At 66.4% G+C, this 26,529-nt stretch carries 21 protein-coding genes; 1 reads left to right on the top strand and 20 read right to left on the bottom strand.

The window, feature by feature from the left end; translation table 11 throughout:
- Positions 1 to 125 precede the first annotated feature (125 nt).
- A complete protein-coding gene (locus ACLD0W_RS18240) occupies positions 126 to 905 on the bottom strand; it encodes a YdiY family protein (protein WP_410308873.1) in 780 nt (259 codons plus the stop codon).
- Positions 906 to 1,117: 212 nt separating this feature from the next.
- Between ACLD0W_RS18240 and metH the strand changes: the two genes are divergently transcribed.
- Positions 1,118 to 4,819 (top strand): methionine synthase, encoded by a 3,702-nt coding sequence (gene metH / locus ACLD0W_RS18245; protein WP_410308874.1) that lies wholly within the window; start codon positions 1,118 to 1,120, stop codon positions 4,817 to 4,819.
- Between the two features lie 110 nt (positions 4,820 to 4,929).
- Here the strand turns inward: metH and ACLD0W_RS18250 are convergent, their stop codons facing one another.
- The 19 genes from ACLD0W_RS18250 to ACLD0W_RS18340 all read right to left on the bottom strand — a co-directional run bounded on the left by ACLD0W_RS18250 (position 4,930) and on the right by ACLD0W_RS18340 (position 26,371).
- Positions 4,930 to 6,909 (bottom strand): PEP-utilizing enzyme, encoded by a 1,980-nt coding sequence (locus ACLD0W_RS18250; RefSeq protein ID WP_410308875.1) that lies wholly within the window; start codon positions 6,907 to 6,909, stop codon positions 4,930 to 4,932.
- 12 nt (positions 6,910 to 6,921) lie between these two features.
- Positions 6,922 to 7,653 (bottom strand): DUF1461 domain-containing protein, encoded by a 732-nt coding sequence (locus ACLD0W_RS18255; protein WP_410308876.1) that lies wholly within the window; start codon positions 7,651 to 7,653, stop codon positions 6,922 to 6,924.
- Between the two features lie 17 nt (positions 7,654 to 7,670).
- Positions 7,671 to 8,195 carry a type II secretion system protein GspM gene (gspM, locus tag ACLD0W_RS18260; RefSeq protein WP_410308877.1) on the bottom strand — a complete coding sequence of 175 codons (525 nt, stop codon included), beginning with the start codon at positions 8,193 to 8,195 and terminating at the stop codon, positions 7,671 to 7,673.
- Positions 8,192 to 9,355, bottom strand: coding sequence for a type II secretion system protein GspL (gene gspL, locus ACLD0W_RS18265; protein WP_410308878.1), 1,164 nt, complete (start codon positions 9,353 to 9,355; stop codon positions 8,192 to 8,194). The genes gspM and gspL overlap by 4 nt, the downstream gene beginning before the upstream one ends.
- Before the next feature lie 12 nt (positions 9,356 to 9,367).
- Entirely contained in the window at positions 9,368 to 10,456 is a 1,089-nt protein-coding gene (gspK, locus tag ACLD0W_RS18270; RefSeq protein ID WP_410308879.1) for a type II secretion system minor pseudopilin GspK, read from the bottom strand.
- A complete protein-coding gene (gene gspJ / locus ACLD0W_RS18275) occupies positions 10,444 to 11,079 on the bottom strand; it encodes a type II secretion system minor pseudopilin GspJ (RefSeq protein WP_410308880.1) in 636 nt (211 codons plus the stop codon). The genes gspK and gspJ overlap by 13 nt, the downstream gene beginning before the upstream one ends.
- Positions 11,079 to 11,549: a type II secretion system minor pseudopilin GspI gene (gspI, locus tag ACLD0W_RS18280; RefSeq protein WP_410308881.1), complete on the bottom strand. Its 471-nt coding sequence runs from the start codon at positions 11,547 to 11,549 to the stop codon at positions 11,079 to 11,081. Before gspI ends, gspJ begins: the two co-directional genes overlap by 1 nt.
- On the bottom strand, positions 11,546 to 12,265 hold the full coding sequence (locus ACLD0W_RS18285) for a type II secretion system protein (protein WP_410308882.1): 720 nt from the start codon (positions 12,263 to 12,265) through the stop codon (positions 11,546 to 11,548). The genes gspI and ACLD0W_RS18285 overlap by 4 nt, the downstream gene beginning before the upstream one ends.
- An 8-nt stretch (positions 12,266 to 12,273) precedes the next feature.
- Entirely contained in the window at positions 12,274 to 12,705 is a 432-nt protein-coding gene (gspG, locus tag ACLD0W_RS18290) for a type II secretion system major pseudopilin GspG (RefSeq protein ID WP_410308883.1), read from the bottom strand.
- 51 nt (positions 12,706 to 12,756) lie between these two features.
- Positions 12,757 to 13,980, bottom strand: coding sequence for a type II secretion system inner membrane protein GspF (gspF, locus tag ACLD0W_RS18295; RefSeq protein WP_138771583.1), 1,224 nt, complete (start codon positions 13,978 to 13,980; stop codon positions 12,757 to 12,759).
- On the bottom strand, positions 13,980 to 15,494 hold the full coding sequence (gene gspE, locus ACLD0W_RS18300; RefSeq protein WP_410308884.1) for a type II secretion system ATPase GspE: 1,515 nt from the start codon (positions 15,492 to 15,494) through the stop codon (positions 13,980 to 13,982). Before gspE ends, gspF begins: the two co-directional genes overlap by 1 nt.
- Positions 15,495 to 15,510: 16 nt before the next feature.
- Positions 15,511 to 16,632 (bottom strand): response regulator, encoded by a 1,122-nt coding sequence (locus ACLD0W_RS18305; RefSeq protein WP_410308885.1) that lies wholly within the window; start codon positions 16,630 to 16,632, stop codon positions 15,511 to 15,513.
- A 21-nt stretch (positions 16,633 to 16,653) separates the two neighbouring features.
- Positions 16,654 to 17,253, bottom strand: coding sequence for a chemotaxis protein CheB (locus tag ACLD0W_RS18310; protein ID WP_410308886.1), 600 nt, complete (start codon positions 17,251 to 17,253; stop codon positions 16,654 to 16,656).
- Between the two features lie 32 nt (positions 17,254 to 17,285).
- The gene (locus tag ACLD0W_RS18315) at positions 17,286 to 17,756 is read right to left on the bottom strand and encodes a two-component system response regulator (protein ID WP_410308887.1); all 471 of its coding nucleotides are present in this window, start codon (positions 17,754 to 17,756) and stop codon (positions 17,286 to 17,288) included.
- Positions 17,757 to 17,770: 14 nt separating this feature from the next.
- Complete coding sequence (locus ACLD0W_RS18320; protein ID WP_410308888.1) at positions 17,771 to 18,634, bottom strand: CheR family methyltransferase; 864 nt, start codon at positions 18,632 to 18,634, stop codon at positions 17,771 to 17,773.
- 14 nt (positions 18,635 to 18,648) lie between these two features.
- Positions 18,649 to 22,314 (bottom strand): response regulator, encoded by a 3,666-nt coding sequence (locus ACLD0W_RS18325; protein WP_410308889.1) that lies wholly within the window; start codon positions 22,312 to 22,314, stop codon positions 18,649 to 18,651.
- Positions 22,315 to 22,547: 233 nt separating this feature from the next.
- Entirely contained in the window at positions 22,548 to 23,336 is a 789-nt protein-coding gene (locus ACLD0W_RS18330; RefSeq protein WP_410308890.1) for an SDR family NAD(P)-dependent oxidoreductase, read from the bottom strand.
- A gap of 19 nt (positions 23,337 to 23,355) precedes the next feature.
- A complete protein-coding gene (locus tag ACLD0W_RS18335; RefSeq protein ID WP_410308891.1) occupies positions 23,356 to 24,615 on the bottom strand; it encodes an acyl-CoA dehydrogenase family protein in 1,260 nt (419 codons plus the stop codon).
- 4 nt (positions 24,616 to 24,619) lie between these two features.
- Complete coding sequence (locus tag ACLD0W_RS18340) at positions 24,620 to 26,371, bottom strand: class I adenylate-forming enzyme family protein (RefSeq protein WP_410308892.1); 1,752 nt, start codon at positions 26,369 to 26,371, stop codon at positions 24,620 to 24,622.
- Positions 26,372 to 26,529 lie beyond the last annotated feature (158 nt).

The raw sequence follows: 26,529 nt of genomic DNA on the forward strand, positions 1-26,529 counted from the left end.
CAGGACGTTCGAAAGGGAGCCTACAGGGACGTACTCGCGGCGTTCCCGGAAGGGCGTCGCGCCCTGAGCCGCGCCCCCGCTGGAGGCGCCGGCCTCGCCGGAGCGCGATTGATCGCCCCGCCTGCTTAGAAGGTGTAGACCACGGAGGCGGTGGTTTCCTGGTCGGTTTTGTGGGTGCCGGCCGGGACTTCCGAGTCGCGGGTCACCAGGTGGGTCAGCCGCAGCGCGAAATGGTCGTTGATGCGGGAGGTCAGTGACGTCTCGGAACGCAGGGTGGTGTTCTCGTCGCCCACCTCGGTGCTCAGATCCTGGCGGAAGGACGCGGTGTCGCTGATCTTCCATTTGTAGCTGCCCGCGAAACGGCCGATCAGGCTCTCTTCCTTATCGTCGCAGCTGGCATAGCCGGTTTCCGGCTCCAGACACTCCAGGCGGTAACCGGGACCGGCTTCCAGGTCCAGGGTGTGCGCCGGGGTGTCGATAAAGCGACGACCCAGACCGAGCGCGTAGCTGGCCTGGTACTGATAGCCGGAGAAGGTGTCCTTGTCGTAGGTGAGGACGTTGAACAGGTAGTTGTTGTCCGCCAGCTTACGGTCCAGCTTGTAGGAGGCGTAGTAGCGCTCGGCGGTGCGCTCTTCCTCACCGTCGTCGTTCTCGCCCACGGTGTTCACGCTTTCCGCCTTGGCGGTCTGGCGCCAGTTGATGCCTTCATGGGTGGCGTTGGCCTTGCCCACGATGGATTCGGAGTTGCTGTTGCCGCTCTTGAGCAGGTAGGAGGCTTCCACCTCGATGTCCCAGGCCCGTTCCTCAGCGGTCTCCTGATCCGCGTTCTCCGCCTCCTGGGCAAGGGACAGCACCGGCACCATGGCCACGCCGCAGGCCGCCAGGGCCAACCAATTTTTGCGCATTACTCCTCCAATTCTCAGTACCCGCGAAATCGCCATAGGGTGATGGCACGCGGGGCAATTATGCGTAAAGGCGCCGGACGCCTGTACCCGCAGCGCACTTTTTTACATTTCAACACCGAAGCGATGCAATCCCCCGCCGATGCCGTCACGCTTTGGGGAACCGGGCCGGCTGCGGGTATACTGCGCGCCTTACGAATCCTCAGGAGCCTTTCATGACCGCCCCTCGACGCCGCGACGCCCTCAATGCCCTGCTCCGTGATCGCATCACGATCCTGGACGGCGGCATGGGCACCATGATCCAGCGACTCAAGCTCAGCGAGGAGCAATACCGGGGCAGCGAGTACGCGGACTGGCACTGCGACCTGAAAGGCAACAACGACCTGCTCAGCATCACCCAGGCGGCAATGATCGAGCAGTTGCACCTGGATTACCTGAACGCCGGCGCCGACATCATCGAGACCAACTCCTTCAACAGTACGTCCATCGCCATGGCGGACTACGATATGCAGGATCTGGTCCATGACATCAACCTGGCCGCCGCCCGGGTGGCGCGGCGCGCCGCCGACGCGGTGGCCACGGCGGAGCGGCCCCGCTTCGTGGCCGGGGTGCTGGGCCCCACCAACCGCACCGCGAGCATCAGTCCGGACGTCAACGACCCGGGCTACCGGGCGGTGAGTTTCGACCAGCTGGTGGCGGCTTACCGGCAGGCCACCCATGCCCTGGTGGAAGGCGGCTCGGATCTGATCCTGATCGAAACCATCTTCGATACGCTGAACGCCAAGGCGGCGGTGTTCGCCGTGGATCAGTACGCCTACGAAAACGGTCTGGACCTGCCGGTAATGATCTCCGGCACCATCACCGACGCCTCCGGCCGTACCCTCACCGGCCAGACCACGGAAGCTTTCTACAACTCCCTGCGCCACGCCCGGCCGCTGTCCATCGGCCTGAACTGCGCCCTCGGCCCCATGGAGCTGCGGCCCTACGTGGAGGAACTGTCTCGGATCAGCGAGTTCGCCGTGTCCGCCCACCCCAACGCCGGCCTGCCCAACGAAATGGGCGAGTACGACCTGGACGCCGCCACCATGGCCCGGGAGATTCGCGGCTGGGCGCAGAAAGGCTTTCTCAACATCATCGGCGGCTGCTGCGGCACCACGCCGGAGCACATCGCCGCCATGGCGGAGGCGGTGGCGGATTGCGCCCCCCGTGCGCTGCCGGACATTGAGGTGCAGTGTCGGCTGTCCGGCCTGGAGCCGTGCAACATCGCCGCCGATTCGCTGTTCGTCAATGTGGGTGAGCGTACCAACGTCACCGGCTCCAAGCGTTTTCTGCGGCTGATCAAGGAAGAGGATTACGACACCGCCCTGGACGTGGCCCGGGATCAGGTGGAGAACGGCGCCCAGATCATCGACATCAACATGGACGAAGGCATGTTGGAGTCGAAGGACTGCATGGTGCGGTTCCTGAATCTGGTGGCCTCCGAGCCGGAGATCTCCAAGGTGCCGATCATGATCGACTCCTCCAAGTGGGAGGTGATCGAGGCCGGGCTCAAGTGCATCCAGGGCAAGGGCGTGGTGAACTCCATCTCGCTCAAGGAAGGGGAACAGCAGTTTCTCGACCAGGCCCGGCTGATCCGCCGCTACGGCGCCGCCGCCGTGGTGATGGCCTTCGACGAGAACGGCCAGGCGGAAAGCCGCGCCGAGAAGGTGCGCATCTGTACCCGCGCCTACAAATTGCTCACCGAGGAAGTGGGCTTCCCGCCGGAAGACATCATCTTCGACCCCAACATCTTCGCCATCGCCACCGGCATCGAGGAACACAACAACTACGCGGTGGACTTCATCGAGGCGGTGGCGGAGATCAAGCGCACCCTGCCCCACGCCCTGATCTCCGGCGGCGTGTCCAACGTGAGCTTCTCGTTCCGGGGCAACAATCCGGTGCGCGAGGCGATCCACGCCGTGTTCCTGTACCACGCCATCAAGGCCGGCATGGACATGGGCATCGTCAATCCGTCGCAGCTGGCGATCTACGCGGACATTCCCGAGGCACTGCGTAACGCGGTGGAGGACGTGGTGCTCAACCGCCGCGAGGACGGCACCGAGCGGCTGCTGGATCTGGCCGAGCAGTACCGGGATTCCGGCGACAAGGAGGTCAAGAAGGAAGACCAGGAATGGCGCTCCTGGCCGGTGGAGAAGCGGCTGGAGCACGCCCTGGTCAAGGGCATCACCGAACACGTGGAGGACGACACCGAGCTGGCCCGGCAAAACGCGGAGCGCCCCCTGCACGTGATCGAGGGCCCGCTGATGGACGGCATGAACGTGGTCGGCGACCTGTTCGGCGAGGGCAAGATGTTCCTGCCCCAGGTGGTGAAGTCCGCCCGGGTGATGAAAAAGGCGGTGGCCTATCTGCTGCCATTCATGGAGAAGGAAAAGGAAGAACTGGGCACCCAGGACGAGTCCAACGGCCGCATCCTGATGGCCACGGTGAAAGGCGACGTGCACGACATCGGCAAGAACATCGTCGGCGTGGTGCTGCAGTGCAACGGCTACGAGGTCATCGACCTGGGCGTGATGGTGCCCTGCGACAAGATCCTGGACACCGCGAAAAAGGAAAAGGTGGACATCATCGGCCTGTCCGGGCTGATCACCCCGTCCCTGGACGAAATGGTGCATGTGGCGGCGGAGATGGAACGCCTGGGCATGGAACAGCCGCTGATGATCGGCGGCGCCACCACCAGCCGCATCCACACCGCCGTGAAGATCGATCCGGAGTACCACAACCCGGTGATCCATGTGGCCGACGCCTCCCGGGCGGTGGGCGTGGTGTCACGGCTGCTGTCGGACACCCAGCGCAGCGACTACGTGGCCGAGGTGAAGAGCACCTACGAAGACCTGCGCGAACGCCGCAAGCGGCAGCAGGTGGACCGTTCCCTGGTGGCCATCGACGACGCCCGCGCCAATCGTTTTCAGCCGGACTGGAGCGATTACACGCCGCCGGAACCCAAGGTGAAGGGTCTCAAGGTGTTCGACGATTATCCGCTGGACGACCTGGTGGAGCGCATCGACTGGACGCCGTTCTTCCGCTCCTGGGAACTGGCCGGCAAGTTTCCGCGCATTCTCGACGACGACGTGGTCGGCGAGGAAGCCACCAAGCTCTATGCCGACGCCCGCGCCATGCTGGACCGGATCGTGGCGGAAAAATGGCTCACCGCCCGCGGCGTGATCGGCTTCTGGCCGGCGCAGTCGGACATGGATGACATTCTGCTGTATCGCCAGCCCGGCGACGCGGAACCGTTCATGACCCTGCACCACCTGCGCCAGCAACTGGACCGCAAGAAAAACGACAAGCCGAACTACGCCCTGAGCGACTTCATCGCCCCCAAGGAGAGCGGCAAGCAGGACTGGCTGGGCGGCTTCGCGGTGACCGCCGGCATCGGCATCGACGAGCACGTGCAACGCTTCGAGGCGGACCACGACGATTACAGCTCGATCATGCTCAAGGCCCTGGCCGACCGCCTGGCGGAAGCCCTGGCGGAGCGCATGCACGAACGGGTGCGCAAGGAATACTGGGGCTACGACGCCGACGAAACCCTCAGCAACGAGGAAATGATCTCGGAAAAATACCGGGGCATCCGCCCGGCCCCCGGCTACCCGGCCTGCCCGGACCACACCGAGAAAGCCCTGCTCTGGGAGTTGCTGGAACCGGAGAAGAACGCCGGCATGACGCTCACCGAATCCTACGCCATGCTCCCGGCGGCGGCGGTGTCCGGCTGGTACTTCTCCCACCCGCAGGCGCGCTACTTCGGCACCGGCAAGCTGGCCCGCGACCAGATGGACGACTACGCCGCCCGCAAGGGCATGACCCGCAAGGACATCGAACGGATGGTGCCGCATTTGTTGGGGTATGTGGAAGATTAGCTGCAAGCTGCAAGCAGGACTGTGTTTTAGCTTGTAGCTTGTAGCTTGAAGCCGACGCGGGCACGGCCTACCTGCCGCAATGGCCCAACCCGCGTTTTAACTTTTCACTTTCAACTCGTTACTTTCAACTCGCCCTCGCCGTCCAGCTCCGCCTCTTGCCCATCGACGACGCTGTGCATAACGTCACTGACGCCCCACACCGCCGGGATGCCGCAGGCCACCGCCAGGGCGGCGGCGGCGTTGCAGGGGTCGCGGCCGGCGATCACCAGGCCGCCGGCCTGGGCCAGCCAGGGCACCCAGCTCGGGTCCACCTGATCCACCACCACGATGTCACCGGGCCGCAGGCGGTTCAGGCCCCAGGCGCTGCACAGCCGGCGCAGCGGGCCCTCCACCCGACCGGGGCACAGGCCGCTGCCGCGCAGCACCGGGCTGGGGCGGCCACCGCCGCCGAAGCCGAAACCGATGCGGTCCATCTTCCAGTCCGGCGCGCCGGCGTGGGCGTCTTCCAGGTAGCGCAGCTTGCGCTGGCCGAGCACCTCGCCGGCGGCGGACGCCGGCAGCCGCCGCTCCATCCACAGCGCCCACAGCTCGTCGAAATAGAGAAAGAACACGTCGTCCGGGTGCGCCAGCAGGCCCTCGTTGACCCGCACCGCCGCCACCGCCCGCAGCAGCCGGCGCAATCGTTCGCCCAGTTCGAAACGCAGGCGGCGGGCCCGGCGCCACAACGGCAGCCAGGTCTCCAGGGGCGCCGGCAGGGGCTGGGCGGCCCGGTCCAGGGTGCGCCGCGCCGGCCGCAGGCTGCTCCATTGCGCGGGCTTTTCCCGCAGCGGCGCGTGCACCGGGTCGGCGCCGGGGCGCAGATCACTGGCGTCCAGCACGGCCTGGTCGCCGGCCAGCACCGCGCCCAGGACCCGTGCCTCACCGTCGTCCAGCAACGCCGCCAACGGCAAGGGCCGGCGCCGACCGGCCAGCAGATCGGGCAGGATCAGGTAGGCCAGCTCGCCGTCCAGCCGCGCCAGCCGCTCGCCCAGTCGATCCAGGCCCATCAGCCCGCGCCACAGCCGCTCCCGGTCGGTGGCCGGGTCGCGCCAGCGGCGCAGCTGGCGCTCCAGCCTGGCCAGTTCCAGGGCCATCCACGCCCGCCGCCACAGCCCGGGCGTGGACGGCGCCGGGCCGTTGTCGGTGGCCGGCGGCTGCCAGGCCGGCGGCACCTTGTCGGCCGCGCCGGGATGATCCGGCAGCAGGCGGCGAAAGAACTCGCCGTTGCGGTACAGATGGCTGTGCTGACGACGGTAGGGCTCCACCCGTGCCAGGTCGGTCCAGCCCCGGCGGGCCGCCAGCGGCGCCCAGAAACGGGTCTTCAGCCAGCGGCCGGCCAGGGTGTACCAGAGCGGCGTCACCGCCTGGTTGAACAGCGCCGGCGCGGCGCGGCGGACCCACACCTCTTCCGGTACCGGCAGAGAACCCACCGGCAGGGTCTGCAGCAACCACAGGGTCTCGCCATCGAACACCCACTCACCGGCCTGGGGCCGGTCGAACAGGGTACGCAGCTGCTCACCCAGGGCCAGCAGGCGCTCGCCGCCGACCACCTGTTCCAGGGCCTCGCGCTCGGTGTCGCTGTGGTACACCAATCGGCCGGCGTCGTCGAAAATCAGCCGCTGGCGTTCGGCGCCGCCGTCCACCACCCCTTCCACCACCATATGGGAGAGGTCCTGGCGCAGCGGGTGGCGGGTGAACAGCACCCCGGCGGCGCGCTGACGCGGCAGCGCCTGCACCACCACCTGGGAGGGCGCCGGGTCGCGGCCAAACAATGCCCCCAGGGCCGCGGCCAGGGCGTCGTCGGAGTCCAGATTAAGCAGGCTTTCCCGTTGGGAGCCTTCGTTCATGGCGCCCTGGTGCAGCACCCAGTAACGGTCGCCGGCGAACAGGCCGGGCAAGCTGCCCAGTCGCTGGATCAGCGCGTCGTGCCCGAGGCCCGCCACGTCCGCGCGGTGGATGCGCCAGCCGGGCGGCACCGGCAGCCCGCGAGCCGCCCAGCGCTGCACGTTCTCACCGCCGAGCGGGTCGGCGGGCAGTGTTTCGATGCTCATGGAATGGAAAACTTATTGATGTCGTTCGCGAACCCGCCGGGCCAACCACAGCCCGCCCCCGTACAGCAGCGGCGTCAGTACCAGGGTGCCCCCCACCAGTACCACGGCAATGCCACCGAACAGTGCCGGCGCCTTCATCAGGGTGCTCATCAGTGAATCCTGCCAGTAGAAAAACCATTCATGGTCGGCGGGAAACAGCCAGATATGGAATTGGTAGAACACCGCGGTGGGGCCGGCCACCAGGAGCCAACCTATCACAGCCAGCACGGGGGTCACAGCGACCAGTGCCCAGGTGCCCGCACCGGGCGGCCGGCGGCGCAGCACCAGCCAGGCCAGTGGCAGCCACAGCAGCGCGGCGGCCCACACCAGGGCCCGGCCCCGCTCGATCAGGTGCGCCACGTCACGCAGATGCACCACCTCCGCGTGGCGCAGCAGCGGGATGCGGCGACCGTCACGGTCCTGGTAGGAAAGCGCCTCCAGGCCCTGGCCGCCGTCGTGCACGGCCACCCGGATGCGATGGAACAACGTCTGGTGGGTGGCGGCGTCGAGTCGCTCGAAGTCGCGCCGGTGGTGGCGGTTAATCGGCCCGTACCGGTCGATATGGGCGCCGATTTCCAGTTGCTCGTACCAGAAACGGTAGCCGTAATCGGTTTGCGCGTAGAGGCCCCAGGTCAGGCCCAAAGCCAGCACCAGGCTGGCCAGGCCGTAGCCGACCCACAGCACAAGGGACAGGGTCGGCTTCATTCAGCGGGTGCCCTCATTCAGCGGGTAAGCGTGGCCCGCAGAGAAGCGGTGCCGGATTTGTCGCCGGCGCTCATTTCCAGCGTCGTCAGGGTCAGCCCCTGCTCTTCCAGGGATTGCAGCCACAGCAGCAACGCACTGGCTTCCTGGTTCTCCAGCTGCACCCGCACCGAGTCGTTGCCGTTGGGGGTGAAACCGCGCAGGGTCAGGCCATAGGTCTGCGCCGAGCGGCTCACTTCGCTGACCCAGTTGCTGCCCAGTTGGGCGGTGTCGCGACCGCCGCCGCCACGGGCGGCGCGCACCGCGTCCGCGTTGGCCTCGATCCAGGCCAGGGTCTGCTGATTGGAGAGATAACGCTGGCGGGCGTCCTGGCGGGCGTTCCAGCTGGGCTGCCAGATCAGCCAGTAGATCACCGCCACCGCGAACAGCACCGCCAACAGCTGCAGAATGCGCTGCTCGCGGGGTTCCCGCTCCTGGTACCAGGTAAGGGCCGGAGCCAGCCGCTTGTTCAGTTGTGCCCGGGTGTCGTTGAGCCGTTGTTTCATCCCGCCTGCTCCACCTTGACCCGCGCGGTGACGCCGCTGGCGCCGTTGCGGTAGTTGGCGATGGTGGCGCGCACGCCCTTTTCCTGAAGGGCGGTCTGCAGTTTTTCCACCTGGTTGTATTCCTTGGCGCCCAGATCCAGCAGCAGGCTGCCGTCACGCTGGTCGAACTGAATGCGCTTGGGCTCCACTTCGCTGCCGGACAGGGTGGTGGCCACCGCCGGCAGCACCGCGAACAGACTGTTGCCGCCACCCTCGCCGGCGCTGCCCAGGCGCGCCAGACGCGCCTCGAACTGGCGCCGCAGGCCGGAGGTGGCGCGGTCGCCGGGGAACAGGGACTGGTACAGTTTGGCGGCGTCGGCGAAGGCCTGGTCGGCGGCCTGCTGATAGCGCCACTGCTGGGCCCAGGTGGCCGCCAGGGCGATCAGGAACACCGCCGCCGCCAGGCCCATCACCGGCTTCCAGGGGTCCCAGGGGGACGGGCCGGCGCGGCGGGTCTGGCGCGGTGCGTAGGCGCCCTGCAGAATCTCCACGCCCCGTTCGGCGGTGAGACCGGCGCGCAGCCGGTCGCAAAGCGTGAGGTCGTCTTCCAGGCGGGTAAAGGGCTGCTCCTCGTCCTGATGCAGGGCCATCAGGGCGTCGCGCTGGGCGCCGTCGGCCACCAGCGCCTGGTCCCGCTCCAGGATCACCGCGCCCCAATCCGGCACGCTGATCAGCACCGGGGTTTCCGGGGCCAGCAGGTCCACGTCCACCTTCAGCCCCGAGGGCCGCACGCCGGCGTCATGGCACAGCGCCAGCAGCGCGTCCAGATGGTGCCGGTTGATCACCGCCACCGGATAGCGCCCCTGCTCCGGCTTGCCGGTGGCGAACCACAGGCTTTCCGGTGCCTCCAGCAGCTGCTCCTCGAGCAGATAGGGCAGCACCCGCTGCAGATGGCGGGCCTGCTTGCGCGACAGCGCCACCTCGGTGAGCAGCGCCTCGGCGCTGGTGATCACCAGTTGCGCGGCGGCGCCGTCTTGCGCGCGCAGGGCGTCGCCGAGGGTGGTCCGCGCCGGCGTCTCCCCCGCCGCGCTCTGGTGCAGCACCGGGGCGGCGTCCAGACCGTCCGCCTGGCGCTGGCTGAATGCCCCCGGGGCCAGATAGATCAAAGCTGATTCGGCCAAAATAAATATCCTTTAGGTCCCTGGAATACTGTCTATCACATTGTTGTTGTCATCGCCCGCATTGTAGAAGGGATTGCAGGCGGGTTCGAGCGGCGCCAGCAGGGGTTTGATCTGCCGGCTGTAGACCCGGGTGCCGTCCGCGCCGCCGCCGGCGGCGCGCCTTACCCGGCTCACCAGGCGACTCAGATCGCCGGCCACTTCCACATCCACCATCACCTGGAAATATTCGCTGGAGACGCCCAGGCGTTCGCTGAGTTGTTGCTTCTGCGCCTCTTCCAGATCGGCGAACGGTGCCTGCTGCATCAGCGTGGCCACGTCCGCGATCGGTTCCTCCCGACGCATCTGCTCCACCACCTTGGCGCCCTCGGTGCCGGCATAGAGCCCGAGCACCGCGTCCAGTACCGGCAGCGGCGCCGTGTTCACATTCAGTTTGGTGTCCACCGGCAGCGCCGTGAACAGGCCCCACATGGTGGCGTCGGGGAACAGGTCCGCCACCCGGAAATCGCGCAACGCGCGCAGTTCGGACTCGTGGGCGGCGGGCATATTGGGCGTGCGGCTGAGCCGGTATTCCGCGTCTTCCGCGCCTTCCACCGCGTCCACCAGGTTGTTGCTGTCCAGCCAGTCGGCCATCTGGTTGGCCAGCAGGCTGGCCTTGCCCGGGTCCGGCAGGGTCTGCTCCAGCAGCCGCTGCAGCATGTCCCGGGCCTGATCATCGCGCTCGAAGCCGGTGCCCTGGGCGTTGACCAGCCAGTTGAGGTTGAAGCGCCCCTGCAGGTCCTGGACGCTGGCGCTGAGAATGGCGTCCTCGTAGGGGGTGGGCGGCAGCTCCACCGCCCACTGTTCGTCCACGCAGTCGTCCAGCTGCTCGCCTTCCTGGCGATCCGCGTCCAGGTCGTCGATCAGGCCCTGCACCGCCACCACCTCCGCGGCCATGGCGTATTGATAGCGTTTGTCCCACTCCAGCAGGTTCTCGGTGCGGGTGCGGAACCGGTCCTGGCGGAACATCACTTCCGTGGTGATCGCCGCGATGATGGCGAACAGCATCAGCACGATGATCAGGGCCATGCCCTGCTGGCGGCGGCGCGCGCTCAGGCGGCCCATGGGTTCACCACGGTGCGGAAAAAGCGATGCAGGCGCTCCCCGCTTTCCAGTTCGATTTCCACTTCCACGCTCTTGGGCAGCCGCTGGGTCCACACCGGCGTGTTCATCATCGCCGGCTCCGGCCAGAACTCCAGCCAGTCCCAACGGCCGTCCTGGGCCTGGTCCAGGTAGCGCACCTGGAAGCGCTCCACTTTGTCGAGCAGCACGTCCTGCTGGTATTCGGTGGCCACGTTGGTGTCCAGCACCGGCCAGTAGCGGCGATAAAGCTTGTCGCCCTCCAGGGCGTAGATGACCCGCTGCATTTCGCTGCGGCGGCGCAGCTGGAAGGGGTTGGCCCAGCCCAGGCGGGTGAACTCCACGTAGTCGTCGCGGCCGAAGATGGCCGGTTGCGGATCGCCGTAGGGGTCGCGCACCGGACGCGCGATCATCTGCTCGAAATCCAGGGTCAGGTAGGTGACCGCCCGTTGCATGTCCTCCAGCTCGGTGGCGCCTTCGCTGAGCATGTCGCGGTTGGCCAGGGCGCGGTTGAGAAACTCCACCGCCAGCACGTAGATCATCGCGAAGATGGCCACCGTGATCAGTACTTCCAGCAGGGTGAAGCCCCGCTCCGTCGAGCGTCTCATCATCCCTCCGTCAGATCCTGGCTGCCGCCGCCGCCACCACCATTGCCACCGCCGCCACCGGGGAAGCCCTGCCCTTCCTCGGCCGGTTTGCCGATCAGGCTGGCCAGGGTGTACATCATGTCCCGGTGCTGGTCGCCGATGATCTCGCCCACCTCGATGTCCACCCGGCGGGTGTCCGGGTAAGGGCCGGCGCTGATGGTGGTGCGCACCCACCACTCCCGGTCGCCCACGGTGACCGTGCTGTCATTGGTGCCGGTGTTGGGCCACTCCTGGTAGACCTGCAGTTCCACCAGCTTGTCCGCCGCCACCATGTAGGCCCGGCGGGTGTCGTCGATGGAGCGGTAGGCGATGGCACTGGCGCCCAGCGTCTGGCTCAGCGCCACCATGGCCAGGGCCAGAATCGCCACCGCCAGCATCACTTCCACCAGGGTAAAGCCGCCCTGGCCGGCGGCCCGGCGCGACAGGTTCATCGGTCGTCCCCCAGGAAGTCGTCGTCGATCAGCGAATCGTCGGGTTTTTCGTCCGGCGCGGTGAGCGCTTCCTCTTGTTCTTTTTCCGGGTCACGGACCCGGCCCAGGGCGCTGAGCGCGCGGCGGCTTTCCAGGTCGATGTCGCCCCGGGAGCGGATCGTGAAGGTGATCGGCGTGGTTTCGCCGCTGGGGAAGAAGAACACCTGCGGCAGGCTGTCCTCGTCCTGGTCCTCGTCGTCTTCGTTGCCGTCACGACGTTCGTCGCGCTCGTCCGACAGCAGGCCCCGGTCGTCGCCGAACGGGTCGTCGGACACCAGCCGCTCGGCCACCTGATCCAGACCCAGCTGCTCCTCGTCCTCGCGCGGCAGGTCGTCCAGCTGCCAGGTCAGTTCCAGGCTCTCGGGCAGACGCCGCGCCTGCAGACCGTTGCCCTGGGCCGGCACGAACCGGCGCTCGCCCACGTCGTAGACCAGCGGGGTCCAGCTCTGGTCGGTGAGGCGCAGGGCCATCAGGCGACCGCCGAACAGGCTCTGCTCATTGAGCAGGGTCAGGACATCGGCGAACCGCGCCATCTCGTCATCGAGCTGGCGTTCGTCGTCCATCCATACCGGGACCACCAGCACCGCCAGGGAAAGCATGGCGATCAGCCCCACCACCACCAGGATTTCCAGCAGGGTGAAGCCGCGCTGGCTCCGGCCGCCGCGCCGTACTGCCATGGCGGCGATCAGTTGCCCTTGTCGCGCCAGCTGATGTCGGCGTCGGTGCCGTCACCGCCCTCGGCGCCGTCCGCGCCCAGGGAGTACAGGTCGAAGGGCCCGTCCACGCCGGGGCTGATGTAGATGTACTCATTGCCCCAGGGGTCTTCCGGCATGCTCGGCAGATAGCCGCCTTCCGGCCATTTCTTGGCGGACGCCGGCCGTTCCACCAGCGCGCTGATGCCCTCCTCGGTGGTGGGATAGGTGCCGTTGTTGAACTTGTACATGTCGAGCTGCTGGACGATTCGCGACATATTGGTCTTGGCGATGTCCACCTTGGCCTGTTCCCCCTGGCCGATCACATTGGGAACGATCATCGCCGCCAGCAGACCGATGATGGCCACCACCACCATGATTTCCAGCAGGGTGAAGCCGCCCTGAGCCCGTTGCATCGTTTTCATGATTCACCTTTTGTATTGTCTGAAGAGACTTCCTTGTGGACGGGGCGTCTCCTAACCCGCCATGAAATTGTTCATCTGCATGATGGGCAGCATCACCGCCAGTACGATCAGAATCACGAAGCCGGCCATCATCAGCAGCATCATCGGCCCCAGCAGCCCGACCATGGTTTGGACCGTGCTGGTGAGTTCCCGTTCCTGATAATCCGCCGCACGAGAGAGCATGTTGTCCAGCTCGCCGCTGGCTTCCCCACTGGCGATCATCTGCACCAGCATGGGCGGAAAGTAGCCGCTGTTTTCCAGCGCCCTGCTCAGGCTGCCGCCTTCGCGCACCCGGGCGGCGGCGTTGACCACCGCCTGGCGGATCGCCAGATTGCCGACCACCTGGGCGGCGATGAACAGGGCATCCACCAGCGGCACCCCGGAGCGGCCGAGGATACCCAGGGTGCTGGCCAGCCGGGCGCTGTCGGAGGCGCGCATCATGGTGCCGATCAGGGGCATGGCGGCCAACCGCCGGTGCACCCGCATGCGGAACGCCGGCTGGCGCATGGCGCGGGTGAAGGCCACCACCGCGCCGATCACCGCCAGCGCCAGCAGCCAGCCCCAGGCGCGCACGAAGTCGCTGAGGGCGATCACCGCCACGGTGATGAACGGCAGGGCCTGGTCCCGGTTGGCGAACACCGCCACCATCTTGGGCACCACGAAGGCCATCAGGAAGCCGATCACCAGCGCCGAGAAGATCATGATGAAGGCCGGATAAATCATCGCCTGGCTCACCGAACGACCGGTGTCGTCACGGGTTTCCAGATAGTCGGCCAGCTGCTCCAGCACCTGCTCCAGGTGGCCGCTCTGTTCGCCGGCCGCCACCGTGGCCCGGTACATCTCCGGGAAGGCGCGGGGGTATTCGGCCAGGGCGCGGGCCAGGCTGTAGCCCTCCAGCACCTTGCCGCGCACCGCCAGGATGATCTTTTCCACCCGCACATGGCCGGACTGCCGGGCCACCGCCGACAGGGCCTGCTCCACCGGCAGGCCGGACTTGAGCAGGGTCGCCAACTGGCGGGTGATCAGGGCCTGTTCGCCGCCCTTGAGCTTGCCGGTGGCGGACAGGCGGGCGGACAGCCCACCGCCGCTCTGCCGGTCGCGGGCCTCGGTGACTTCCAGGGGCACCCAGCCCTTGTCGCGCAGTTGCTGGCGAATCTGCCGGGCGCTGTCCGCTTCCAGCGTGCCCCGTTTGACCTTGCCCCGGTGATCCAGGGAACGATATTCGAACGCGGGCATCAGTCTTCCTTCGTGACGCGCAGCACTTCTTCGATGCTGGTGTCGCCGGCCAGCACCTTGCGCCAGCCGTCCTCGCGGATGCTCGGCGTCAGGGTGCGGGCATGACGGGCCAGGCGCAATTCGCCGGCCCGTTCGTGAATCAACTCGCGCATCACGTCGTCGATCACCACCAGCTCATAGATACCGGTTCGGCCCCGGTAGCCTTGATGGTTGCAGTGCTCGCAGCCGGTCGGGTGATAGAGCGTGACCTGCTGATCCGGTGCCAGCCCGAGCAACTGACGCTCGCCGTCGGAGGGCGCATAAGGCTGCTTGCAGTCGTCGCACAGCACCCGCACCAGCCGCTGGGCCAGGGAGCCGAGCAGGGAACTGGAAAGCAGGAAGGGTTCGATGCCCATGTCCTGCAAACGGGTCACCGCGCCCACCGCGGTATTGGTGTGCAGGGTGGAAAGCACCAGGTGACCGGTGAGCGACGCCTGCACGGCGATCTCGGCGGTTTCCAGGTCACGGATCTCGCCCACCATCACCACGTCCGGGTCCTGACGCAGAATGGCGCGCAGCCCGCGGGCGAAGGTCATGTCCACCTTGGTGTTGACCTGGGTCTGGCCGATGCCTTCGAGCTGGTATTCGATGGGGTCCTCGACGGTGAGGATATTGCGCGAAGAGTCGTTCAGTTCGGTGAGCGAGGCGTACAGGGTGGTGGTCTTACCGGAACCGGTGGGCCCGGTGACCAGAATAATGCCGTGGGGTTTGTGGATCAGCTCGCGCATGTGGTTGTCGCACACTTCGCCCATGCCCAGGTGCGCCACCTGCAGTCGCCCGGCCTGCTTGTCGAGCAGACGCAGCACCACCCGCTCGCCGTTGCTGGACGGCATGGTGGAGACCCGCACGTCCACGTCGCGCCCGCCCAGGCGCAGGGAGATACGACCATCCTGCGGAATCCGTTTCTCGGCGATGTCGAGCCGCGCCATGACCTTGATCCGCGACACCAGCAACGGCGCCAGTTCCCGTTTCGGGGTCAGCACCTCGCGCAGCACGCCGTCCACGCGCATGCGCACCACCAGCCGCTTTTCAAAGGTTTCGATGTGAATGTCCGAGGCGTTCTCGCGGATCGCTTCCTGGAACAGGGCGTTGATCAGCCGGATGATGGGCGCGTCGTCTTCCTGCTCCAGCAGGTCCGAGGTTTCCGGCAGGGAATCCGCCAGGCTGGCCAGATCCAACCCTTCCAGGTTGTCGGCGGCCTCGGCGGCGGCGCCGCGCTGCTGCTCATAGGTGAGCGCCATGGCGGCGGCGAAGGCGCCCTCGTCCAGGCGCACGATCGGCGGCAACCCACCCAGCCAGCGCTGCACCTCGGCCAGCGCCTGCAGGGACACGTCTTCCCGGCAGCACAATTCGCGGCGGCCGTCCTTTTCTCTCAGCAGCACGCCGAAGCGCCGCGCGAACCCGTACGGCAGCAGTTGCGGTCCGCCGTCGTTGTCCTCCACCGCTTCGGTGTGCTCGACCAGTGCTTCGCTCATAACCCCTCAATATCCTTCAATACCGTTCCATGAGTATCTCGATGATCTCGCCGTTGGCCTCGGAGAGATCCAGGAACTGGAAGCCGGCGTGGTATTCGCCCGGCTCGTCCAGGCCCTCGCTCCACACCACCCGGGCGTTGAAACTCATGGTGTTGACCCCGCCGATCTGGTCCGGCAATACCATGCCCAGTTCCAGTTGTTCCCCCGGCGCCACGTGGCGGCGCAGCAACAGCTTGAAGCCGCCGGCGCCCAGGTTGATCAGCCTGCCCACATTACCACCGGTGCCGCGATCGAACACCACCAGTTCATGGAACATGCGCTTGCGCGGCCAGCGGCGCCGCTCCCGGCGACCGTCGCCGGCGCCCTCCTCGTCCCGCCGCCGCAGCATCAACACCACGCCGGTAAAGGCCCCGCCTTCGCGGCGCACCGGGTTGGCGTGGACGCGCAACGGTAACGGCTCTTCATGACCGTATGGATACACGTCCAGGTCCTCTTCCCAGTGCCGCCCTTCCACGCAGGGCGCCGGCACCGGACCGGCCCAGGCCGGCGCGCCACCGGCGGCCAGCAGGTCCGACACCGGGCCGCCCAGCAGGGCGTCGCGGTCGGCGTTGAGCAGGGCCGCCGCCGAGGCGTTGCAGAAGGTCACCCGGCCCTCCGCGTCGGCGCCGATCACCGCTTCGCCGAGGGCATGCAGCAGACGCTCGTTCTCATCCTTGAGGCGCTTCATCTGCACCACCGCCTGCTGCAGCTTGCGACGTTGCCGGTCCAGCTCCAGGAATACATTGACCTTGGCGTCGAGAATCCGTTCGTCCACGGGCTTGAACAGATAGTCGACCGCGCCATTGCGATAGCCCTGGAAGACGTACTTCTGTTCCTTGGAAATGGCGGTGACGAAAATGATCGGAATGTGGCGGGTCTTGCGGTTCTGACGCATCAGTTGCGCCACTTCGAAACCGTCCATTTCCGGCATCTGCACGTCCAGCAGAATCAACGCGAAATCGTGCTTGAGCGCCAGTGCCAGCGCCTCGTTGCCGGAGCCGGCCATGATCAGTTGGCGGCCCTCCCCGTCCAGCAACGCCTCCATGGCGATCAGGTTCTCCCGGTGGTCGTCGACGACCAGGATATTCTGCTTATTCATTGCGCAACCCAGCCCCACTGTTCACTCTTCCCGGCGCCCCGTCTTCCGACCGGATTTTTCCAGGCAGTCCACCAAAAAGGGGCCGATCCGCTCCAGATCGAGCACCTGACGGACGGCGCCCAGGGCGATGGCCGCCTCCGGCATCACCGGCGCCTCGCTGCCCGCTGGCGACTGGGCCAGTGTCAGCCCGCCGCGCCGGCGGATGTAATCAAGGCCGGCGGAGCCGTCCTCGTTGGCACCGGTCAGGATCAACCCTATGACATTTTTGCCATAGACATGACCCGCGGAAAAGAACAGTTCATCAATGGACGGCCGTGAAAAATGCACCGGCCGGTAAACGGTCAAGGCGATGGTGTCATCCGCATCGACCAGCATGTGATAGCCCGGCGGGGCCACATAGACATGGCCGGCCCGGATCCTTTCTTTATCATTCGGCGACACCACCGGCAGGCGGCAGTAGCGCGACAGCAGCCAGGCCAGGCGATTGTCGGCGCTGGCGTTCTGATGCTGGACCAACATGATGGCGGCGGGAAAGCGCTCCGGCAAGCTGGAAAGAATGCGCGAATAGGCATTCAACCCGCCCCAGGAGGCGCCCATCACCACCGCCTTGATCGACCCCATTCGTTCTCACCACCATCGCGCCCGACGCGCGTTCAGCCCTGGCCGCCGCGATTGCGCTTCTCCGCCTCATAGGCGGCACGGTGGGCCTGGGCCTCCTTCAGCTTGGCCTGCAGCTCCCGGCGCTGACGATCCAGCTGCAGGAAGAAATTCACCTTGCTCTTGAGGATCAGCGGGTCCAGCGGCTTGAACAGATAATCCACCGCCCCGGCCTGATAGCCCTTGAACACGTACTTTTTTTCCTTGCTGATGGCGGTGACGAAGATGATCGGGATGGTCTGGGTGTCCTTGCGCTGGCGCATCAGCTCGGCCACCTCGAAGCCGTCCATGCCGGGCATCTGTACGTCCAGCAGCACCAGGGCGATGTCTTCCTTGAGCAGAATCTTCAGCGCGTCCTGCCCGGACTCGGCCTTCAGCAGGGTGCGCCCGTCCTCTTCCAGGACGGCTTCCAGCGAGACCAGATTGGCGGGTTGATCGTCGACCAACAACAGTTTCTGCTCGATCATGGTTTGTCTCGAACTCAGGCGTTATGACGCGGTTGTCGCTTGCGGAAAATCCGCATCGGTTTGTTGACCACCTCGAAGGCCTCCTCGTCGCCGCTGAAACGCAGGCTCTCCTTGGTGCCCAGGCACAGGAACCCGCCCAGGTCCAGGCTGTCGCCGAACAGGCGGAATACCCGCTGTTGCAGCGACCGGTCGAAGTAAATCAGCACATTGCGGCAGAGTATCACATGCATTTCGCCGAACACCTGATCGGTGGCCAGGTCGTGGTCGGCGAACACGATATTGCGTTTCAGGCGCTGCTCCATGATCACGCTGTCGTAGCGGGCGGTGGCGTAATCACTGAGCGATCGGCGGCCACCGGCGCGGCGGTAGTTGTCCGCGTACTGCTTGAAGGCGTGGATCGGATAGATGCCCTTGCGGGCCGCCGCCAGCACGTTCTTGTCGATGTCGGTGGCGTACAGCATGGCGCGGTCGTACAGGCCCTCTTCTTCCAGCAGGATCGCCATGGAATAGATTTCCTCGCCGGTGGCGCAGCCGGCGTGCCAGATCTTGATGAACGGGAAGGTCTTGAGCACCGGCACCACTTCATCGCGAAACGCCTGGTAGAACTCCGGGTCGCGGTACATCTCGGTGACGTTGATGGTGAGGTCATTGAGCAGGGTGACGAAGAAGGCGCGGTCGCGCAGCACCCGCTCGGTCATCTGCAGCACCGTGGCGAAGCCGGACAGGGTCAGCCGGTGCATCACCCGCCGGCGGATCGAAGCCTGGCTGTAGGAGCGGAAATCGTAGCCGTAAAGCTGGTAGATCGCCTCCAGCAACAGGCGGATCTCGATGTCCTCCAGGTGCACCTGGTCGTCATTGATCGGCGAATCCGCTTGCACGGCCGGGTCTCCGTTCATTTATGCAGCCACACCCGCATCAGCGAGGTCAGCTTGCTCATGTCGATGGGCTTGGAGCAGTAGTCGTTGGCGCCGGCGTCCAGGCACTGGGCGCGGTCGTCCTTCATCGCCTTGGCGGTGAGCGCCAGGATCGGCAGGGCCGCGAACCGGGGCTGCTGGCGAATCCGCCCCATCGCCTCGTAGCCGTCCATTTCCGGCATCATGATGTCCATCAGCACGATGTCGTAGTCCGGGCTCTCCTCCAACGCGTCCAGTGCCTCGCGGCCATTGTTGGCGATGCTGATCTGGAAACCGAGCTCTTCCAGCTGGGCGGACAAGGCGTAGATATTGCGCATGTCGTCGTCCACCAGCAGCAGCTTCTTGCCCTCGAAGATGTCGTCGCGGTGCTCGATCATGCCCGGGCCGCCGCGCCGGTGGGACGGCAGGGTGGATTCCAGCCAGTGCAGGAACAGGGACGCCTCGTTGAGCAGCCGCTCGTGGGAGCGCTCGGTCTTGAGAATGATGCGGTCGGCGTATTTGCGCAGCCGTGCCTCCTCGTCCCGGGTCAGGTCCTTGCCGGTATAGATCACCACCGGCACCGCCTCGTAGCGGTCGTTGGCGTGCAGCTTTTCGAGCAGCTCGAAGCCGCTCATGTCCGGCAGGGTCAGGTCCAGGATCATGCAGTCGAAGACGGTCTCGCCCAGCGCCGCCAGCGCCTCGGCGCCGCTGGTCACGGCGGTGATCTGCACGCCCTTCTGATCAAACAATTCGCGGATGCTGCGGTGCTGGATTTCACTGTCCTCCACCACCAGCAGCCGCCGCACATTGGTTTCGATGGCGGATTCGATCTTGGCGAACGCCTTGAGGATCTGGTCCTGGTTCACCGGCTTGGCGAGAAAATCGATGGCGCCCAGGTCCAGCGCCTTCTTGCGCTCGTCCTTGCCGGACAGGAAATGCACCGGGATGTCCTGGGTGCGCGGGTCCGCCTTGAGCTTTTCCATCACTTCCCAGCCGTCGATGCCCGGCAGGCCAATGTCGAGAATAATGGCGCTGGGCCGGTACCGGCGGGCGAACTCCAGGCCGCTTTCACCGTCGTGGCAGACGTGGCTCTCCAGGCCGTAATCCGCCGCCAGATCCACCAGCACATGGGCGAACTCCCGGTCGTCCTCCACCACCAGCACGGTTTTCTCGCGCACCACGTAGTCCTCGTCCTGCTCGGCGAACGGCAGGTTGGGCGCGGTGTGCGCCTCGGCGTTGGCGCCCACGTCCATGGCCTCCGGCGGCACCGGGCCGGCCTCGGCCTGCTCCGCCGTTCCCTCCGGCAGGTACAGGGTGAAGGTGGCGCCCTGCCCCGGCCCGTCGCTGCGCAGGCCGATTTCACCGCCCAGCAGGCGCGCCAGTTCCCGGGAAATGGTCAGGCCCAGGCCGGTGCCGCCGTATTTGCGGCTGGTGGTGCCGTCGGCCTGCTGAAAGGCCTCGAAGATCAGTTTCTGCTTGTCCTCGGGAATGCCCACGCCGGTGTCGGTGACCGAGAATTTCAGGGTGGCCGCCGGGTCCAGCCGGCCCGGTACCCGTTCGTCCGGTCCCGGGCGATGCACGCCCAGGGTGACGCTGCCGTCCTCGGTGAACTTGAGGGCGTTGGACAGCAGGTTCTTGAGAATCTGTTCCAAACGCTGGCGGTCGGTGTAGAAATGCGCCGGCAGGTCGTCGCCCAGGGCCACCCGGAATTCCACGCCCCGGTTTTCCGCCACATGGGAAAAGTGCCGGCGGAAGTGGTCGCCCAGTTCCGCCGGCGCGATGGGATCCACCACCACATCCATCTTGCCTTCCTCGATCTTGGAGATGTCGAGGATATCGTTGATCAGCGACAGCAGATCGGCGCCGGCGGAATGGATCACCTGGGCATGTTCCACCTGCTTCTCGTCCAGGTTGCCTTTTTTGTTCTGACCCAGGGCGTTGGACAGAATCAGGATCGAGTTGAGCGGGGTGCGCAGCTCGTGGGACATGGTGGACAGGAACTCGGACTTGTAGCGCGACGACAGCTCCAGTTCCTTGAGCTTGTCTTCCAGTTCCCGGTGCAGCAGCTCCAGCTCCTGGTTCTTGTCGGCCATTTCCGTTTTCTGCTCGCCGAGCAGCTTGGCCTGGGCCTCCAGCTCCTCGTTGGTGACGCGCAGTTCTTCCTGCTGGGCCTGCAGGGATTCTTCCGAGGCGCGCAGCGCCTGGGTCTGGGATTCCAGCTCCTCGTTGATGGCGCGCAGTTCTTCCTGCTGCTGCTGCAGCCGCGATTCCGAGGCGGACAGCTCCATGGCCTGTTCTTCCAGGTCCTGATTGACCCTGGCCATTTCCTCTTTCTGTTCTTCCAGGGCGCGCGCCTGCTCACGGGTGCGGTCGAGCATGGCCGCCAGCCGCAAGCGGCTCTGGGCACTGTGCAGGGCCACCGCGATCACCGCCGCGCCCTGCTCCAGAAAGGTCAGCGCCTGGTCGTCGAACCGCTCGAAGGCGCCCACTTCCAGCACGCCCTTGAGCTCGTCGTCGTGCAACACCGGCAGCACCACCACGTTGCGCGGTACCGCGTTGCCGGTGCCGGAGCCGACGATCATGTATTCCTCGGGCACCTGTTCCAGCACGATGCTTTTCTTTTCCAGCGCGCACTGCCCCACCAGGGATTCGCCCAGGGCGAAGCCGTTGGCCAGCTGTTTGCGGCGCTGCATGGCGTAGGCGCTGCTCAGGCTCAGGCGGGCGCTGTCCTCGTCCCAGGTATAGAACGCGCCCACCTGGGCGTTCAGCGCCGGCACCAGATAGCCGAGCAGATTGCGGCCTAGCTGTTCCAGCGTCATCTCGCCGCGCATCAGCGCGTTCAGTTCGGCGAGCTGATTCTTGACCCGCTCCTGGCGGCTCTGCTCCTCACTGCGTGTCTTCAGGGCATCGCGCATCTTGCGGATGGCACGGATCAGATGGCCGGTCTCGTCACGGCTGTCGCTGCGAATCTCGGTCTCCCAGTTGCCGCCGGCGATGCTGTCGGCGGCGCTGACCGCGTCTTCCAGGGGGCGGGTGATGGCGCGGGTGACGCGCAGCGCGATCAGCCCCAGCAGCGTGAAGGCGATGGCGCCCAGCACCAGCCCGATGCGCTGGGTGCTCTTGTTGTCCTCGCGGCTGGCGTTGAGAGTGGCCCGGAAGCTGGCGTAGCGCTCCGCCTCGAAGGCGTTATGGGCCTCTTCGTACTCGGTCTGCTGGGCGCGCAGGGCCTGGATGCGCTCGAAGCCGTCGAGCATCGCCACCGGGTCCTCGATCAGATCGTGGGCCAGGGCGTCGGCGCTGCTGAAATAGGCGAGAAAGGCGGCTCGCAGGGCGTCCACCTGGGGCCCCAGGTCCGGATCCAGCCGTTCGATGTCGCCGAGCCGTTCCAGGAAGCGGTCGGAGCGTTCCCGCGCCTTGGTCAGCGCCTCGCCATCAATGCGGTTGATGGCGCCATCGAAGGCGGCGCTGATGCTGCGGAACTCCACGTTGTTGGCGTTGACCAGCTCCAGCACCGGGAAGTCATGCTGCTCCACCCGCTGCAGGTGGTGGATATTGGTTTCCGCGATGTAATAGCTGTAGAGAAAGTAAGCCAGGAAGAGGAACACCCCCAGCGCCGCCACGGACAGAATCTTCAGCCGCACGGACAGATTGTTCAACCCGCTCATCCACGCATCCCCATGATCGCGCCCCCGGGCGCTTTTATTATCGTGATCGCGCGCCGGCCATGATATCCCGATCCTCATACGAAAGTATCACGTCGGTCGCAACTCTCGGATTATAAGGGGGAAGTGGCACCCGGGAAGGCGGTCACGCCGAGACTGTGAAGCGCATCACTGCGAATAATGAAGGAGAAGGTCGCGGCTGAAGCGGAGTGCCACCAGCCGCGATCAACGGCGTTTCAGTCCGCCTTGGGATTGAAACGCCGGTTGAGCTTGCGCATGCCGCCGATCCAGCGGTCGTAGTTGTCGGTCTTGTTGCGCATGTATTGCAGTACTTCCGGGTGCGGCAGCACCAGGAAGGTCTCCGCCCGGATCGCCTCCAGGCAGGCCAGGGCCACCGGTTCCGGCTCCATCATGCCGTCCACGCTGGCCACGTGGTCTTCCTTGCCCTTGGTCATGTTGGTGCGCACCGCCTGGGGGCACAGCACCGACACCTTGATGCCGTCGTCGCCGTAGGTCAGCGCCAGCCATTCGGCCAGGCCCACGGCGGCGTGCTTGGTCACCGCGTAGGGCGCCGACCCCACCTGCGACAACAGCCCCGCCGCCGAGGCGGTGTTGAGGAAGTAGCCGCCGCCCCGGGCGATCATGCGCGGCGCCAGATGGCGGGCGGCGAACACATGGGCCATCACGTTGATGTCCCAGATCCGCTGCCAGCCGTCGTTGTCCACTTCCGGGCCACCGGGTAGGGAAATGCCGGCGTTGGAGCAGAACAGGTCGATGGGGCCGACCTGCTCCTCGGTGTCGTCGATGAGCGCGCGTAACTCTTCCTCGCGGGCCACATTGACGGCCCGGGCGACGCCGTGGGCGCCGGCCGCGTTGACTTGGTCGGCGGTGGCGGCGGCGCCGTCACCGTCCAGGTCGGCGCACACCACGGCGCGGGCTCCGGCGTCCGCGCAGGCCAGCGCCAGCGCGCGGCCGATGCCGCCGGCGGCGCCGGTGATCACGACGATGCGATCCTTGATGTCCATTCAGACCTCCCCGTGGCCGTCAGTCGGCGGTTTGCCGATAGCGGTTCACTTCGTTGCGGGCCACCACGTTGTGGTGCACCTCGTCCGGGCCGTCGGCGAGACGCAGGGTGCGCTGCTGCATGTACATCTCGGACAGCGGCGACCATTGGCTGACGCCGGTGGCGCCGTGGATCTGGATCGCCTGATCGATGATCTGGCAGACCTTCTCCGGCACCATCGCCTTGGCCATCGACACCCAGATGCGCGCTTCCTTGTTGCCCAGCACGTCCATGGCGCGGGCCGCTTTCAGCACCATCATGCGCATCGCCTCGATTTCGATGCGGGCGCGCCCCACCACTTCCATGTTCTTGCCCAGGTCGATGATGCGCTTGCCGAACGCCTCGCGCTCCATGCCGCGCTTGAGCACCAGGTCCAGGGCTTTTTCGGCGGCGCCGATGGAACGCATGCAGTGGTGGATACGGCCGGGCCCGAGGCGTACCTGGGAGATTTCAAAGCCACGCCCTTCGCCCCACAGAATGTTTTCCTTGGGCACCCGCACATTGTCCAGTTTGATGTGCATGTGGCCGTGCGGCGCATGGTCGTGTCCGAACACGCGCATCGGCCCAAGGACATTGACGCCGGGCGCGTCCATCGGCACCAGAATCTGCGACTGCTGCCGGAACGGCTCCGCGTCCGGGCTGGTCTTGACCATGCAGATCATGATCTTGCAGCGCGGATCGCCGGCGCCGCTGATGTAGTACTTCTCGCCGTTGATCACCCAGTCGTCACCGTCCAGCACGGCGCTGGTCTCGATGTTGCGGGCGTCGGACGAGGCGACCTTCGGTTCGGTCATGCCAAAGCAGGAACGGATCTCGCCGTTGAGCAGCGGCTTCAGCCATTTTTCCTTCTGTTCCGGCGTGCCCACCCGCTCCAGCACTTCCATGTTGCCGGTGTCCGGGGCGGAGCAGTTGAGGGTCTGGGAGGCCAGCGGATTCTTGCCCAGCTCGAAGGCGATGTAGGCGTAATCCAGGTTGGACAGGCCCTCGCCGGTTTCCGCGTTGGGCAGGAAGAAGTTCCAGAGGCCGTTGGCCTTGGCTTTGTTCTTGGCCTCTTCCAGCAGTTCCAGCTGGCCGGGCGCGTAGCTGAAGCGTTCCGCGCGGCCCTCGCCCAGGCGGTGGAACTCCTCGGTGATCGGGTCCACGTTGTCACGAATGTGTTTGATCACCGCGTCGAGCAACGGCCGGGCGTCCTCGGACATGGCCAGGTTGTTCATCGCGGTATCGTTATCCAGTGCTTTCAACGTTCTACTCCTTTGCGTGCAATCCGGCCCGCGGGCCGTCGTCGAGACAGGCGGCGCGCAGGGCCCGCCGGTCGATTTTGTCGGTGGCGCCGCGCGGCAGCGGCCGCGTCAGCACCCAGATATGATCGGGAATCTTGAAGCGCGCCAGATGGCCGCGCAGGAAAGCGGTCAGCTCCGCCGGCTCAACGGTGGCGCCGGCACGGAGATAGACGGCGGCACCCACCGCCTCGCCCAGGCGCTCGTCGGGCACCGGAAACACGCCGGCCTCGGCCACCGCCGGATGGTGGTGCAACGCGCCTTCCACCTCCAGGCAGGAAACGTTCTCGCCGCCGCGCAGAATAATGCTTTTGCGGCGGTCGACGATGTAGACCAGGCCATCCTCGTCCACCCGGGCCAGGTCGCCAGTGAGCAGCCAGCCGTCGCGCAGGGTCTCGGCGGTGGCTTCCGGCTGGTTCAGGTAGCCGCGCATGTTGGCGGCGCTGCGTACCGCCAGCTCGCCCACCTGCCCCGCCGCCACCGGCTCGCCCTGCTCGTCCACCAGGCGCATTTCCTGCAGCGGCGGATTCAGGCGCCCCGCCGCGTCCGGATGAGCCACGTAATCCGGCCCGGCCAGCACGATGCCCAGGGCGTTGGTCTCGGTCATGCCCCAGCCGGTGCCCACCTTGGCGGCGGGAAACGCCGCCGCCAGCTGGCCCACCTGGGCCGCCGGGCGTTTGGCGCCGCCGGCGCCGATGTAATTGAGACTGGCCAGGGAAGCGCCGGCCCGCCGTGCCGCCGCCAGCAGCTCGGCGGACTGGGTGGGCACGCCGACGAAGCGGGTGACCTGCTCGCGCTCGATCAGGCGCACCGCCTCGTCCGCGTCCCATTTGTACATCAACGTCATGGTGGCACCGTTGACCATGCCCTGCAGAAAGCTGGCGTTGAGCGCGGTGACATGGAACAGCGGCGTGACGATCAGCGAGGACGGCGGCCGCGCCGGCGGCGGCGCGTCCGGGTTCATCAGCGGGCCCATGACCTGCACCATCACCTGGGAATACACCGCCGAGATCATGCCCCGGTGGGTCAATTGCACGCCCTTGGGCCGGCCGGTGGAGCCGGAGGAATACAGCACCACCGCGTCGTCGTCGGTGTCGATGGCGGTCTCCGGCCAACCGGCATCGACACCGGCGGCGCGCAGCGCCCGGTAATCGTGGCCCCGGTGACCGGGCGGCACGTCGCGCACCGCCACCAGGGTTACGCCCAGGCGCTCGGCGAAGGCCTCGCCGATCCGCAAACGGGGCTGGTCGGCGAACAGCACCCGCGCCCCGCAATCCGCCATGGCGAACGCCAGTTCCTGCTCGCCCCACCAGGCGTTCATGGGTACCGCCACGGCGCCCAATGCGGCCACCGCCAGGATCAGGATCGGCAGCTCCGGATAATTGCGCATCGCCAGCGCCACCCGGTCGCCCTGGCGCACACCCAGCTCCGTCGCCATGGCCGCCGCCAGGGCGCGGACGTCGGCGCACACCGCCTCGTGGTCCCAGCGCTCCTGCTGGTAGACCAGCACGTCGCGGCCGGCGAACACGCCACCACCATGGCGCAGCAGATCGCGTAAATGGAACGGTGTGTTACGAAACACGGTATAGCGCTGCCCAGCCACGGTGGCCTCGGTGAGCGAGAAACGGGGATCCGTGTCGACCAGATGCGCGGCGGCCTGCTCGAAGCTCATCGGCGCGGCCGGCCCCGCCGGGGCGCGGTCCTGTTGGCCTTGGCCCATAGTGTTGTTCTCCCGACCGTGTTTTCGCTTGTTGTTCTTCACAGCCCCGGTGGCCGCTGGCCGCGGCGCGACTGACAGTTGTCAGGAAGTAAGCTAAGCGGCCCGCCCCGGGGTGTCAAGTTCGCCGCCGGCAACGGCCGACCGTGCCTTCACTTCAA

It is taken from the genome of Alloalcanivorax sp. C16-1, assembly GCF_046507805.1.
In the GTDB taxonomy this organism is placed as follows: Bacteria; Pseudomonadota; Gammaproteobacteria; order Pseudomonadales; family Alcanivoracaceae; genus Alloalcanivorax.

Coding starts and splice junctions, on each gene's coding strand:
- gspJ (WP_410308880.1), bottom strand. CDS start 11,079: ATGAGACGCTCGACGGAGCGGGGCTTCACCCTGCTGGAAGTACTGATC.
- ACLD0W_RS18315 (WP_410308887.1), bottom strand. CDS start 17,756: ATGATCGAGCAGAAACTGTTGTTGGTCGACGATCAACCCGCCAATCTG.
- ACLD0W_RS18285 (WP_410308882.1), bottom strand. CDS start 12,265: ATGGCAGTACGGCGCGGCGGCCGGAGCCAGCGCGGCTTCACCCTGCTG.
- gspG (WP_410308883.1), bottom strand. CDS start 12,705: ATGAAAACGATGCAACGGGCTCAGGGCGGCTTCACCCTGCTGGAAATC.
- ACLD0W_RS18255 (WP_410308876.1), bottom strand. CDS start 7,653: ATGAAGCCGACCCTGTCCCTTGTGCTGTGGGTCGGCTACGGCCTGGCC.
- ACLD0W_RS18310 (WP_410308886.1), bottom strand. CDS start 17,253: ATGGGGTCGATCAAGGCGGTGGTGATGGGCGCCTCCTGGGGCGGGTTG.
- gspF (WP_138771583.1), bottom strand. CDS start 13,980: ATGCCCGCGTTCGAATATCGTTCCCTGGATCACCGGGGCAAGGTCAAA.
- ACLD0W_RS18330 (WP_410308890.1), bottom strand. CDS start 23,336: ATGGACATCAAGGATCGCATCGTCGTGATCACCGGCGCCGCCGGCGGC.
- ACLD0W_RS18240 (WP_410308873.1), bottom strand. CDS start 905: ATGCGCAAAAATTGGTTGGCCCTGGCGGCCTGCGGCGTGGCCATGGTG.
- gspE (WP_410308884.1), bottom strand. CDS start 15,494: ATGAGCGAAGCACTGGTCGAGCACACCGAAGCGGTGGAGGACAACGAC.
- ACLD0W_RS18325 (WP_410308889.1), bottom strand. CDS start 22,314: ATGAGCGGGTTGAACAATCTGTCCGTGCGGCTGAAGATTCTGTCCGTG.
- gspM (WP_410308877.1), bottom strand. CDS start 8,195: ATGAAACAACGGCTCAACGACACCCGGGCACAACTGAACAAGCGGCTG.
- gspI (WP_410308881.1), bottom strand. CDS start 11,549: ATGAACCTGTCGCGCCGGGCCGCCGGCCAGGGCGGCTTTACCCTGGTG.
- gspK (WP_410308879.1), bottom strand. CDS start 10,456: ATGGGCCGCCTGAGCGCGCGCCGCCGCCAGCAGGGCATGGCCCTGATC.
- metH (WP_410308874.1), top strand. CDS start 1,118: ATGACCGCCCCTCGACGCCGCGACGCCCTCAATGCCCTGCTCCGTGAT.
- ACLD0W_RS18340 (WP_410308892.1), bottom strand. CDS start 26,371: ATGGGCCAAGGCCAACAGGACCGCGCCCCGGCGGGGCCGGCCGCGCCG.
- ACLD0W_RS18250 (WP_410308875.1), bottom strand. CDS start 6,909: ATGAGCATCGAAACACTGCCCGCCGACCCGCTCGGCGGTGAGAACGTG.
- ACLD0W_RS18305 (WP_410308885.1), bottom strand. CDS start 16,632: ATGAATAAGCAGAATATCCTGGTCGTCGACGACCACCGGGAGAACCTG.